We start from the raw sequence: 12728 nt of genomic DNA, 5'->3' as shown, positions 1-12728 counted from the left end.
AGAGTGAACTTATGAGCTTGAATCCTAGAGACGTCGTGATTGTCGACTTCGGTCGTACTCCGATGGGCCGCTCCAAGGGCGGCATGCACCGCAACACCCGCGCCGAAGACATGTCGGCGCACCTGATCAGCAAACTGCTGGAACGCAACGCCAAGGTCGATCCTGCCGAAGTCGAGGACGTGATCTGGGGCTGTGTGAACCAGACCCTCGAACAAGGCTGGAACATCGCGCGCATGGCGTCGCTGATGACCCAGATCCCGCACACCTCGGCCGGCCAGACCGTCAGCCGTCTGTGTGGCTCGTCGATGAGCGCGCTGCACACTGCTGCGCAAGCGATCATGACCGGTAACGGTGACGTGTTCGTGGTTGGCGGCGTCGAGCATATGGGTCACGTGAGCATGATGCACGGTGTCGATCCGAACCCGCACATGTCCCTGTACGCGGCGAAAGCCTCGGGCATGATGGGCCTGACCGCTGAAATGCTGGGCAAAATGCACGGCATCACTCGCGAACAGCAGGACGCCTTTGGCGTGCGTTCCCACCAGCTCGCCCATAAGGCGACTGTGGAAGGCAAGTTCAAGGACGAAATCATCCCGATGCAGGGTTACGACGAGAACGGTTTCCTGAAAACCTTCGACTACGACGAAACCATTCGTCCGGAAACCACCCTGGAAAGTCTGGCGGCTCTGAAGCCGGCGTTCAATCCAAAGGGCGGCACCGTGACGGCCGGTACTTCGTCGCAGATCACCGATGGTGCTTCGTGCATGATCGTGATGTCGGCGCAGCGTGCGCAGGACCTGGGCATCCAGCCTCTGGCGGTGATTCGTTCGATGGCGGTAGCGGGTGTGGACCCGGCCATCATGGGCTATGGTCCGGTACCGGCTACTCAGAAAGCACTGAAACGTGCCGGCTTGGGTATCAACGATATCGACTTCTTCGAGCTCAACGAAGCGTTCGCCGCACAGGCCCTGCCAGTGCTGAAAGACCTGAAAGTGCTCGACAAGATGAATGAGAAGGTTAACCTGCACGGCGGCGCGATCGCCCTGGGTCACCCGTTCGGTTGCTCCGGTGCCCGTATTTCCGGCACCTTGCTGAACGTGATGAAGCAGAATGGCGGCACCTTCGGGGTGGCCACCATGTGCATTGGCCTCGGCCAAGGCATCTCCACCGTCTTCGAACGCGTTTAAGCGTCTCGTCGATGGAAGCCGGGGCCAAGTGCCCCGGTTTTTGTTTTTGCGGATTTATTTTTGTTTTTATTTTGAAAAAATTTGAGTGAGGGCCGAAGCATGCCGATACAACCTGGGCTCTACCAACATTACAAAGGTCCGCAGTACCGCGTATTCAGTGTTGCGCGGCATTCCGAGACCGAAGAAGAAGTGGTCTTTTACCAAGCCCTGTATGGCGATTACGGCTTCTGGGTACGTCCCTTGAGCATGTTCCTGGAGTCCGTCGAGGTTGACGGGGAGCAGGTCCCACGCTTTGCTTTGGTGCAAGCCGAACCGAGCCTTTTTTCGAAGCCGTAAGGCGAGTGCGCGCAAAACCCTGCGCTTGACCTCACCTTGTAGCCACTATATATAGCGGTGCCGCGTCAGGCGCCAACCGCCTTTCACTTCTAGAATTCAGGAATTTTCTGATCCATGGGCAAATCGCTGGTCATTGTGGAATCCCCGGCTAAGGCCAAGACCATCAACAAGTATCTGGGCAACCAATACGTGGTGAAGTCGAGTATCGGCCATATCCGAGACCTGCCCACCAGCGGTTCGGCTAGCGCCAGCAAGGAGCCTGCCGCCAAGCGCGGCAAGGCTGCTGCGGGCGAAGCGCCAGCGCTGTCGCCGAAAGAGAAGGCGCGCAAGCAGCTGGTCTCGCGCATGGGTGTCGATCCCGAGCATGGCTGGAAAGCCAAGTACGAGATCCTCCCGGGCAAGGAAAAGGTCATCGAAGAGCTGCGTCGGCTCGCCAAGGATGCTGACACCATCTATCTCGCAACCGACTTGGATCGCGAGGGGGAAGCCATTGCCTGGCACCTGCGCGAAGCCATCGGTGGTGACGACAGCCGCTACAAGCGCGTGGTGTTCAACGAAATCACCAAGAAGGCGATTCAGGAAGCCTTCTCGGAGCCGGGCGAACTCGACATCGATCGAGTGAACGCGCAGCAGGCCCGTCGTTTTCTCGATCGTGTCGTTGGCTACATGGTCTCGCCGCTGTTGTGGGCGAAGATCGCTCGTGGCCTGTCCGCCGGTCGCGTGCAATCGGTTGCCGTGAAGCTGGTGGTGGAGCGTGAGCGCGAGATCCGTGCGTTCAACCCGGAAGAGTACTGGGAAGTGCACGCCGACCTCGGCACCACCAAAGGTTCGACCGTGCGTTTCGAAGTGGCTCGCGAGAAAGGTGAAGCCTTCAAACCGCTGAACGAAGCCCAGGCTACGGCCGCGCTGGAGAAGCTCAAATCTTCCAGCTACAGCATCGTCAAGCGTGAAGACAAGCCAACCAGCAGCAAGCCGTCGGCACCGTTCATCACCTCCACACTGCAACAGGCCGCGAGTAACCGCCTGGGCTTCGGTGTGAAGAAAACCATGATGATGGCTCAGCGTCTGTACGAAGCCGGCTACATCACTTATATGCGTACCGACTCGACCAACCTCTCGGCTGATGCCGTGGCGATGGCGCGCGATTACATCGAAACCGAGTTCGGCAAGAAGTACCTGCCGGAGTCGCCGAACGTCTACAGCAGCAAGGAAGGCGCACAAGAGGCTCACGAAGCGATTCGTCCTTCCGACGCCAACACCACGCCCGCCAAGCTGGCTGGCATGGAGCGCGACGCTGAGCGCCTCTACGAGCTGATCTGGCGCCAGTTCCTGGCTTGCCAGATGCTGCCGGCGCAATACCTGTCGACCACCGTCAGCGTCGCTGCCGGCGACTTCGAGCTGCGCGCCAAGGGCCGCATCCTGAAGTTCGACGGTTACACTCGTGTGCTGCCGCAGATCACCAAGCCTGGCGACGATGACGTTCTGCCGGACATGGCGCAGGGCGACGTGATGAAGCTGATCAAGCTCGATCCGTCGCAGCACTTCACCAAGCCGCCGGCCCGTTATTCGGAAGCCAGCCTGGTGAAGGAAATGGAAAAGCGCGGCATCGGTCGTCCTTCGACCTACGCAGCGATCATCTCGACCATTCAGGATCGCGGCTACGTGACCCTGCACAACCGTCGTTTCTATTCGGAAAAGATGGGCGACATCGTCACCGAGCGTCTGTCGGAAAGCTTCTCGAATCTCATGGACTACGGCTTCACCGCCGGCATGGAAGAGAACCTCGATGACGTGGCTCAGGGCGAGCGCGACTGGAAAAACGTGCTGGACGAGTTCTACGGCGACTTCAAGAAAAAACTTGAAGTGGCGGAGAATCCGGAAGCCGGCATGCGTGCCAACCAGCCGGTAATGACCGACATTCCTTGCACCACCTGCGGCCGTCCGATGCAGATTCGTACTGCATCGACCGGTGTATTCCTCGGCTGCTCGGGTTACAGCCTGCCGCCGAAAGAGCGCTGCAAGGCCACCGTCAACCTGGTGCCGGGCGATGAAATCGCGGCGGACGACGAGGGCGAGTCGGAATCCCTGGTGCTGCGCGGCAAGCATCGCTGCCCGATCTGCAGCACGGCGATGGACGCCTACCTGCTCGACGAGAAGCGCAAGCTGCACATCTGTGGTAACAACCCGGATTGCGCCGGCTACGAGATCGAAGAAGGCAGCTATCGCATCAAGGGCTACGAAGGTCCGAGCCTGGAATGCGACAAGTGCGGCAGCGAGATGCAGCTCAAGACCGGCCGTTTCGGCAAGTTCTTCGGTTGCACCAACCCGACGTGCAAGAACACCCGCAAACTGCTGAAAAGCGGTGACGCGGCGCCGCCGAAGATGGATCCGGTGAAGATGCCTGAGCTGAAATGCGAAAAGGTCAACGACACCTACATCCTGCGCGACGGTGCATCCGGCCTGTTCCTGGCGGCCAGCCAATTCCCGAAAAACCGCGAGACCCGTGCTCCGCTAGTGATCGAGATTCTGCCGCACAAGGACGAGATCGATCCGAAGTACCATTTCCTGTGCGAAGCGCCGCAGAAGGATCCGGATGGCCTGCCAGCGGTGATCCGCTACAGCCGCAAGACCAAAGAGCAGTATGTTCAGACCGAAGTCGACGGCAAGCCGACTGGCTGGAAAGCGTTCTTCGACGGTGGTAAGTGGACAGTTGAGGACAAGCGTCCGGCGAAAGCCAAGGCTTGAGCAATCGCTGATCTGAAGGTGCCCTGACTGGGCATCTTCAACACAAAAGGCCGCATGACAACCTTCGGGTTTTCATGCGGCCTTTTTGTTTAATGCTTGCGGTCAGATCGGCTGATCCATGACACTGTCCGGCCTGTGTGAAGCAATTATTTCGTTGTGGAGAGTGCCGACATGGCCCACGAACTTTATACCCGTACCAATCAGAAGATCTATTTCGCGGGTTTGTCGCTGGAAGCGCTGGCCAGGGCCGAAGAGGGGCGGGCGATGAACTCGCTGGCGCTGATTCAGGCCGGGCGCGAATCCGCACTGTTTCATCTCTACGGTGCGTTGTTGGGGCTGTGTCATGAAATCGCCGGCTTCTATCGTTTGCCGCAAGCCAATGCGTCGCGGGCGGAAACTCTGCTGACCCGCGAAGTGCTGGAGTCGATTGCCATTCCTGAGCTGGCGGAGATGATCGAGCTGGCAGGCAATCCGGAGACCTGGCTGGCTAAATTGCTGGCCGCGCACTCGGCGCTGTTTCAGCCGCCACGGGTGCCACACAAGCCGAAGGGCGATGTGACGCAGCCGTTAATTCAGGCGGTGAATCTGGATGAAGAAGAGGCGGTTGAAGAGCTGAGCCGCGAAGAGCTCGAGAGCTGGCGGCAGAACCTCAAGGGGCTGGCGATCCGTTTCCGTGAAGGCTTGAACGAGTGCTGAGGAACTGTGGACTGGCGGCGACGAGAGGCGTGCTGCTGGTCAAGATCCCGAGCGAAGCCTGAATGATGTCTATATAATCCCTGCCTTTCGTGGAGAACAGACCTATATGCCAACGTCCTTTCTAGAAATTGTCGAGCTACCAGACGGCCGAATCGAACTGCGCAGGGCCGAGGACGAGGGTTCTCTGGTAACTCTGGATTTCTCCGAGGATGCCAAGGCGTTTCTGCAAGGCCAGCACGTTGAAATTGCCAAGGCGATGTTGAGCGTCGGCGTGCAAATGGCGGGGCGTATGGTTGAAGGCGAATTCGATAAGGATGAGGGGCCGCGGGTTCTTCATTGATCCGCTGTCTGTCAGTTACTGCTCCAGATCGGCTTCTCTATCCCTGGAGAAGCCCTGCGCTTTACATGGCGCGCATTGTTGCTGAATCACCCCAAACGAATGTTCAGGCTTTGAGCGTCCCCGGTACGGGCGGCGCTGATCAGCTGTTGCCGTGATCCTGCGCTCAATGGATTCAGCCACGTGACGACTGTGTGGCTGCGGCCCAGGCGTAATGCTTCGCAGGCCAATTGCTGAGCGCTTTGGGCGCCGCGCGGTTGCAACAGCAGGATGCGTTCGCGATTCAATCCAGCGTCCCGCAGCCAGGTCTGGGTCAGGCTGGCAGGCGGTGCAATCAGGGTCAGCCAGCGTGCGTCCTGATCCTCGCTCAGTTCGCGAAGAATCGGTGCCAGCAGGCTCAGGCAGTTCCCGGCCGCACCGCGCAGTGACAGCTCGCTGAACGCTTCGGGTTCGGTATTCCACGGCCGCTCGACGACATCCTTGAGGATGGGGGCGATGGGCTGCGCCAGAAACGCTTCGAACAACGGCAGTTGTGTTTGCTGAGGTGCGTGTGGGAACTGCATAAAGCCTCCTTTAGCGGCGGATGACGCCGACACTCAAGCCTTCGATGACCAGTTCCTGGTCTTTCAGGTTGACTTCGATAGGGGCGAACTCGGGGTTTTCGGCAATCAGCCAGACTTTGCTGCCGTCACGCTTGAAGCGTTTGACGGTGACTTCGTCGCCGATCCGGGCAACCACGATCTGACCGTTGCGTGCCTCGCGGGTGGTGTGAACCGCCAGCAGGTCGCCGTCGAAAATACCGATGTCCTTCATGCTCATGCCGTGGACGCGCAACAGGTAGTCGGCGCGCGGATGAAAGAAGGCCGGGTTGATGTTGCAGGACTCTTCGATGTGCTGCTGGGCGAGAATCGGCGCGCCGGCAGCCACTCGACCGATGATCGGCAGGGTGGATTCGTCGACCTTGGCTTCGAAGCCAGGAATGCGAATGCCGCGAGAGGCTCCGGGAGTCATCTCGATCGCGCCTTTACGGGCGAGGGCCTTGAGATGCTCCTCGGCCGCGTTGGGCGACTTGAAACCCAGTTCCTGAGCGATTTCCGCACGGGTCGGCGGGTAGCCGTTGTCTTCGAGGCAGCGTTTGATAAAGGCCAGAATCTCGGCTTGGCGTGGCGTCAGCTTAAGCATATTGATCGCTCTGTCTTTTTATACAGTGACTGGGATTATATACAGTGAAGCAGTCTTGGCAATGATCGTTTTTTGCCATGCCGCCGGACGGTCAGTGACGACGTCGATTAATGTGGCGTCCTTGTTGTGGTTAAATAACTGACCGACCATTCCCAAAACGAACTGGCAGGCTTGACAAGGCATAGGCTGAAACGTATGTTTCAAACAAGTGTTTGTCAGGCGGAGTAGCCATGGCCCAGTCGGAAACCGTTGAACGCATTCTTGATGCTGCAGAACAGCTGTTCGCGGAAAAAGGTTTCGCTGAAACCTCATTGCGTCTGATCACCAGCAAGGCAGGGGTCAACCTCGCTGCGGTGAACTATCACTTCGGCTCGAAGAAGGCGCTGATCCAGGCGGTTTTCTCGCGCTTCCTCGGTCCGTTCTGCATCAGCCTCGACAAAGAGTTGGAGCGCCGCCAGGCCAAGCCAGAGAACAAGCCTTCGCTCGAAGAGCTGCTGGAAATTCTCGTCGAGCAAGCGCTGGTGGTGCAGCCACGTAGCGGCAACGATCTATCGATTTTCATGCGCTTGCTCGGTCTGGCATTCAGTCAGAGCCAGGGCCACCTGCGCCGTTATCTGGAAGACATGTACGGCAAGGTATTCCGTCGCTATATGTTGCTGGTGAACGAAGCCGCGCCGCGCATTCCTCCGATCGAACTGTTCTGGCGTGTGCACTTCATGCTCGGTGCTGCAGCATTCAGCATGTCGGGTATCAAGGCCTTGCGCGCGATTGCCGAGACCGATTTCGGTGTCAACACCTCCATCGAACAGGTGATGCGTCTGATGGTGCCGTTCCTGGCAGCCGGCATGCGTGCCGAAACCGGCGTCACCGACACGGCCATGGCCACTGCGCAGTTGCGACCACGCAGCAAGTCCGCGCCGGCACCTGCCAAGGTTTAACCGTCCATGGGTGGGCGCGGCAGCTGACATCCGCTAAGCTAGCCGCCCATGTCGACTCTCGTTCTGAACCCGTTTCTCATTGAAATCACCGACCCGCCGGGCAATGCCCCAGGTGGTGATTTCGTGGGCGACGGTTTTTTCGTTTCCAAGGAATCTCTATGACTGCTGGCCTGCAAGGCTCGTTGATGGTGGACGTCGCCGGTACCTGGCTGACGGCCGAAGATCGCCAATTGTTGCGCCAGCCCGAAGTGGGCGGCCTGATCATCTTTGCCCGCAACATCGAGCATCCGCGCCAGGTGCGCGAGCTGAGCGCGGCGATTCGTGCCATTCGTCCTGACTTGCTGCTGGCGGTGGATCAGGAGGGCGGTCGCGTCCAGCGGCTGCGTCAAGGCTTCGTGCGTCTGCCGGCCATGCGCGCCATCGCCGACAATCCGAACGCCGAATACCTGGCCGAGCAATGCGGCTGGATCATGGCCACCGAAGTGCTCGCAGTCGGCCTCGACCTGAGCTTCGCGCCGGTGCTGGATCTGGATTACCAGCGCAGCGCCGTCGTCGGCACCCGCTCGTTTGAAGGTGACCCGGAGCGTGCTGCGCTACTCGCCGGTGCTTTCATCAAAGGCATGAACAGCGCCGGCATGGCCGCCACCGGTAAGCATTTTCCTGGCCACGGCTGGGCGGAAGCCGACTCCCACGTCGCTATTCCCAACGACGAGCGCAGCCTCGAAGAGATCCGCGCCAACGACCTCGTGCCGTTCGCCAGGCTCAGCAAGCAACTGGCCGCCGTCATGCCGGCTCACGTGATTTATCCGCAAGTCGACGCACAGCCTGCCGGTTTCTCCCGGCGCTGGTTGCAGGACATCCTGCGCGGTGAGCTGCAGTTCGACGGCGTGATCTTCAGCGATGACCTGTCGATGGCCGGCGCGCATGTAGTGGGCGACGCCGCCAGCCGTATCGAAGCCGCGCTCAGTGCCGGTTGCGACATGGGCCTGGTGTGCAACGACCGAGCGGCCGCCGAACTGGCCCTGAGCGCCGCGCAGCGCATGAAGGTCAAGCCGTCGCCGCGCATCGCACGCATGCGCGGTCAGGCATTCGCCAACACCGAATACCGTCAGGATCCGCGCTGGCTGACCGCTGTCGGCGCGCTCAAAGACGCTCAACTGATCGATTAAGGATTTTTCGCTATGACGGTTTACGCAATCATCGGCGGCACTGGCCTGACCCAGCTGGAAGGCCTGAGCATTCGTCAGTCGCTGGCGGTGGATACGCCTTATGGCGCGCCATCGGCCGAGGTCCAGATTGGCGAATACGCCGGCAAGGAAGTGCTGTTCCTCGCTCGTCACGGTCACCCGCATCGCTTCCCGCCGCACAAGGTCAACTACCGCGCCAACCTGTGGGCGTTGAAGCAGGCCGGGGCCGAAGCGATCATCGCGGTCAACGCAGTGGGCGGGATTCATCCTGCAATGGGCACCGGACATTTCTGCGTGCCGCATCAGATCGTGGACTACACCAGCGGTCGCGAGCACACCTATTTCGCCGATGATCTGGAACATGTCACACACATCGACTTCAGCTTTCCCTACAGCGAACCGCTGCGTCAGCAATTGATTGCTGCGTTGGCCGCCGAAGGTTGCGAGTACAGCGATCAGGGCGTTTACGCCTGCACCCAGGGCCCGCGACTGGAAACCGTGGCCGAGATCGTGCGTCTGGAGCGTGACGGTTGCGATATTGTCGGCATGACCGGCATGCCGGAAGCGGCGCTGGCCCGTGAGCTGGATCTGGATTACGCCTGTCTGTCGCTGGTGGTGAATCCGGCGGCGGGCAAGACCACTGAAGTGATCACCATGGCAGAGATCGAGCAGGCGTTGCACGATGGCATGGGCAAGGTGAAGTCGACGTTGGCGCGCGTACTCAGGGGCTGAGTCTGGCTAGAAACTGAGTCGAGCCTTTTGCGGGCAAGCCCGCTCCCACAGAGGTCACGCTAAACCTGTGGGAGCGGGCTTGTTCGCGAATCGATCTGATAGCCGACAAAGATCTCAGCGCTTTTCAAACTTGTCCGGCAACGGCGCAAACAGCGCCTCGATATCGTCACTCTGCAACTTCCAGTCACCGGCCTTGCGCCCATCCAGCACACCGGCCGCCAGGTCGGATTTTTCCTTCTGCAAGTGCTGAATCTTCTCCTCGACCGTGCCCCGGGCAATCATCTTGTAGACGAATACCGGCTTTTCCTGACCAATGCGATACGCGCGGTCGGTTGCCTGATTTTCGGTCGCCGGATTCCACCACGGATCGTAGTGAATCACCGTGTCCGCTTCCGTCAGGTTCAGGCCCACACCACCAGCCTTCAGGCTGATGAGAAAGATCTGACGCTTGCCGCTCTGGAACTCCTTCACAGGCGTTCGCCGATCACGGGTCTGTCCCGTCAGCAGCGCATACGCGACATTGCGTTTTTTCAGCTCGTCCTCGATCAGTGACAGCATCGAAGTGAACTGAGAAAACAGCAGAATCCGCCGGCCTTCCTCGAACAGCTCCTCAAGCATTTCCATCAGGCTGTCGAGCTTGCCTGAGGTGCTGCCGCGAGCGGGCAGGGTAGCGTCGTTGACCAGGCGCAAATCGCAGCAGACCTGACGCAGCTTGAGCAACGCTTCGAGAATGATGATCTGACTGCGCGCCACGCCTTTGCGGGTGATCTCGTCGCGAACCTTCTTGTCCATGGCCAGACGCATGGTTTCGTAAACGTCGCGCTGCGCTTCGTTGAGCTCGACCCAGTGGATGATCTCGGTTTTCGGTGGCAGCTCGGTCGCGACCTGTTCCTTGGTGCGGCGCAGCAGGAACGGTTTGATCCGACCGTTGAGGTGCTGAAGTCTGACTTCGCTCGCGCGCTTTTCAATCGGCACGCGGTAATCGGCGTTGAAGCTTTTGACGTCGCCGAGCCAGCCGGGCAGCAGGAAGTGAAACAGCGACCACAGTTCGCCCAGGTGATTTTCCAGCGGCGTCCCGCTCAGGCACAGGCGCTGACGCGCATTGAATTCACGGGCGGCCTGGGCGGCTTTGCTGTTCGGGTTCTTGATGTACTGCGCCTCATCCAGCACCAGTACATGCAGCGGCTGCTGGGCCAGACGTTCGACATCCTTGGGCAGCAGTGCATAAGTGGTGAGGATCAGGTCGTAATCGGCCAGATGCTCGAAATGCTTTTTACGGCTGGCACCGTACAAGGCGACAACCTTGAGCTGTGGCGTGAAGTGCGCCGCTTCGTCCAGCCAGTTGGGAATCAGGCTGGTGGGCATCACCACCATGCACGGGCGATCCAGACGCCCGGCGTTTTTCTCGCTGAGAATATGCGCCAGTGTCTGTAAGGTTTTGCCCAGGCCCATGTCGTCCGCGAGAATCCCGCCGACTTCAAGTTGCCGCAGCGACTGCATCCAGCTCAAGCCTTCGAGCTGATAAGGACGCAGCGTTGCATTCAGTCCCTTCGGTGCTTTGGCGCTGTAGTCGCGGATATCACGCAAGCGCTGGGCGAAGCTGCGAATCTGTTCGCCACCCTCCCAGAGCAGGGGAATGCCTTCCAGCGAATTCAGGCGCGTGGCGTCGGCCTTGCTCAGGCGCAGGGTGGTTTCGCCCGGTTCCTGCAAATAAAACTCGCCAAGGGTCGCCAGCACCGGCTTCAGCCGGCCGAGGGGCAGGGCGACTTGTAACGGTCCGTGCTCGCTGTTGCGTTGCGGAATGTTCACCAAAATCAACTCATCGTCCCGTCGCCGGGCAAGGCGTTCGGGGTTGAGGATTTCCGTGTGCGAGCGCATCAGATTGAGCAGAATCGGCAGCAGGCTCAGACGCTCGCCGTTGACGATGATCCCCAGCTCCAGATCGAACCAGTCGCGCTCCGGCGTCTGCTCGACGGTGGCGTACCAGTCGTCGACGGCGGTCAGGTCGAAACCGAACTCATCGTCGACCAACAGCTCCCAGCCTTGAGTGCGCAGCTTCGGCAGATCGTTGAGGGTGAACGTCAGCCAGGCGCTGTCGTTGACCATCTCGTAGAGTTCGCCGGCGCTTTCCGGCAGGGCCTTGCTCTGGCGGGTGGCGATGCGGAACCCGAGAATTCGCAGCTGCTCGCGGTAGCTCTGTTCGATGTCCGGGTGGCGTTTGACCCGCAGGGTCTGGGCTTCCTGGCGAATCAGAATGTCGCTGTTCTTTTGCCCGCTGACGTATTCGTCGAGGTAGCTGAAGGACAGTGCCGCACGATGCTGGATATAACGCTGCATCTTGCCGTTGCGCGGTTCGAACGCGCTGAACTCGACGCTCGCCAGCCACAAGCGCGGCACCGGCTGCACGTTGTCCACCAGCACTTGCGGCGGCGCCTTCGGGCTGCGGTTTTCCAGCACGGCCTGGAGTTTTTCCAGCAGTTCGGCGTCCTTGGCGGCGGCGGGGTATTCGAGGGTTTCCTGCACTTGCAGCAACACCGCCGCACAGTGTTTGCAGTTGCTGTGCACCGGGCAGGTGCAGGTGGCGTCGACCATCAGCAGCGTGCCTTTGGCCGACTCGCGCAGATGAATCGTCTGACGGTAGACGTTACCGCCAGAGCCTTCGCAGCTGGCGGTAATGGTCGCGTCGCCGACCTGCACGAATCGCACCCGGTTTTCCAGCGCGTAGCGGCGGCCACGCTCCAGGCTTTGTTCCTTGAATCGGCTGACCCAGGAGGAGGCCAGCGGTTTACTCAGTGGCGGGGGCATAAGGACTTCGATCAGTCCGGAACGACTTCAGGCGCTTCCCGAGGCGCGGGCGCCGTCAGTGAAGTGATCTTGATCAGCAGGGCCAGGTGGCCGTTGTCGAGGTAGTTGAGTTGGCCGTTCTTGGTGTGGCTGTCCTGTTTCAGGCGCTCGCTGGCGGTGACCATGCCGTTGGCGTCGATCTGATTGACCCAGAAGTCGGCATTCACGTCAGTGAAGCGCCCGAGCTTCATTTCAATCGTGCCTTCGATCGGGAACTGGCCGAACTGCTCCTGACCTTCGCTGACTGCAACTTTCGCCGGCGTCTCGCCGAGAGTCTGCTGCCAGGCTTTGTGCATCAGCACGCTGTACTCGCCGCTGGCGGTGAGTTTGGTCACAACGTCGTTCAGCGCCGGGGTGCGTTTGCTGTCATCGCCCAGGCGTTGAGCGCCGGCCGCCCAGTCTTCCGGTGCGGCGCGGCTGACAATTGCCGGCACGGCGTTCTGGCGTACCAGAATCATTTCGACCTGATACAGGTCATCGGCAAACGCCGTAGGTGCCACCAGAGTCAGTAGCAAAGTCAGAGAGCGAAACAGGCGCATGCGGC

Annotated in this window: 12 protein-coding genes; 8 read left to right on the top strand and 4 right to left on the bottom strand. The window is 60.0% G+C overall.

Features of this window, described 5'->3' with window-relative positions; genetic code table 11:
- The first annotated feature begins 11 nt into the window (after positions 1–11).
- The 5 genes from fadA (at position 12) to LOY31_RS19920 (ending at position 5304) form a co-directional block, all read left to right on the top strand.
- The gene (gene fadA / locus LOY31_RS19940; protein WP_085608206.1) at positions 12–1187 is read left to right on the top strand and encodes an acetyl-CoA C-acyltransferase FadA; all 1176 of its coding nucleotides are present in this window, start codon (positions 12–14) and stop codon (positions 1185–1187) included.
- A 99-nt stretch (positions 1188–1286) separates the two neighbouring features.
- The gene (locus LOY31_RS19935) at positions 1287–1523 is read left to right on the top strand and encodes a DUF1653 domain-containing protein (protein ID WP_007953059.1); all 237 of its coding nucleotides are present in this window, start codon (positions 1287–1289) and stop codon (positions 1521–1523) included.
- Between the two features lie 114 nt (positions 1524–1637).
- Positions 1638–4268 (top strand): type I DNA topoisomerase, encoded by a 2631-nt coding sequence (gene topA, locus LOY31_RS19930; protein WP_085608207.1) that lies wholly within the window; start codon positions 1638–1640, stop codon positions 4266–4268.
- Positions 4269–4439: 171 nt separating this feature from the next.
- A complete protein-coding gene (locus LOY31_RS19925) occupies positions 4440–4964 on the top strand; it encodes a DUF6586 family protein (RefSeq protein WP_085608208.1) in 525 nt (174 codons plus the stop codon).
- A gap of 106 nt (positions 4965–5070) precedes the next feature.
- The gene (locus tag LOY31_RS19920) at positions 5071–5304 is read left to right on the top strand and encodes a hypothetical protein (protein WP_007953047.1); all 234 of its coding nucleotides are present in this window, start codon (positions 5071–5073) and stop codon (positions 5302–5304) included.
- A gap of 86 nt (positions 5305–5390) precedes the next feature.
- On the opposite strand, the gene sulA is transcribed toward LOY31_RS19920, so the two are convergent.
- Together sulA and lexA are read right to left on the bottom strand one after the other, a co-directional pair.
- Complete coding sequence (sulA, locus tag LOY31_RS19915) at positions 5391–5864, bottom strand: SOS-induced cell division inhibitor SulA (RefSeq protein WP_085608209.1); 474 nt, start codon at positions 5862–5864, stop codon at positions 5391–5393.
- A 10-nt stretch (positions 5865–5874) separates the two neighbouring features.
- Positions 5875–6483 carry a transcriptional repressor LexA gene (gene lexA / locus LOY31_RS19910; protein WP_007953044.1) on the bottom strand — a complete coding sequence of 203 codons (609 nt, stop codon included), beginning with the start codon at positions 6481–6483 and terminating at the stop codon, positions 5875–5877.
- Positions 6484–6713: 230 nt separating this feature from the next.
- Here lexA and LOY31_RS19905 point away from each other — a divergent pair, with 230 nt between their 5' ends.
- The 3 genes from LOY31_RS19905 to LOY31_RS19895 all read left to right on the top strand — a co-directional run bounded on the left by LOY31_RS19905 (position 6714) and on the right by LOY31_RS19895 (position 9340).
- Entirely contained in the window at positions 6714–7421 is a 708-nt protein-coding gene (locus LOY31_RS19905; RefSeq protein ID WP_007953037.1) for a TetR/AcrR family transcriptional regulator, read from the top strand.
- Positions 7422–7591: 170 nt separating this feature from the next.
- Positions 7592–8590, top strand: a complete 999-nt coding sequence (gene nagZ, locus LOY31_RS19900) for a beta-N-acetylhexosaminidase (protein ID WP_169432674.1) — start codon at positions 7592–7594, stop codon at positions 8588–8590.
- A gap of 12 nt (positions 8591–8602) precedes the next feature.
- The gene (locus LOY31_RS19895; RefSeq protein ID WP_221533870.1) at positions 8603–9340 is read left to right on the top strand and encodes an S-methyl-5'-thioinosine phosphorylase; all 738 of its coding nucleotides are present in this window, start codon (positions 8603–8605) and stop codon (positions 9338–9340) included.
- Between the two features lie 114 nt (positions 9341–9454).
- Here the strand turns inward: LOY31_RS19895 and LOY31_RS19890 are convergent, their stop codons facing one another.
- Positions 9455–12145: a DEAD/DEAH box helicase gene (locus LOY31_RS19890; protein ID WP_085608211.1), complete on the bottom strand. Its 2691-nt coding sequence runs from the start codon at positions 12143–12145 to the stop codon at positions 9455–9457.
- An 11-nt stretch (positions 12146–12156) separates the two neighbouring features.
- Positions 12157–12723 (bottom strand): CsiV family protein, encoded by a 567-nt coding sequence (locus tag LOY31_RS19885; protein ID WP_007953029.1) that lies wholly within the window; start codon positions 12721–12723, stop codon positions 12157–12159.
- Positions 12724–12728: the final 5 nt, after the last annotated feature.

The sequence above is a fragment of the Pseudomonas sp. B21-021 genome (assembly GCF_024749205.1).
GTDB lineage: Bacteria > Pseudomonadota > Gammaproteobacteria > Pseudomonadales > Pseudomonadaceae > Aquipseudomonas > Aquipseudomonas paraglycinae.
Note: the sequence above shows the minus strand (reverse complement) of the source record. Positions and strands in the feature narration are given on the sequence as shown.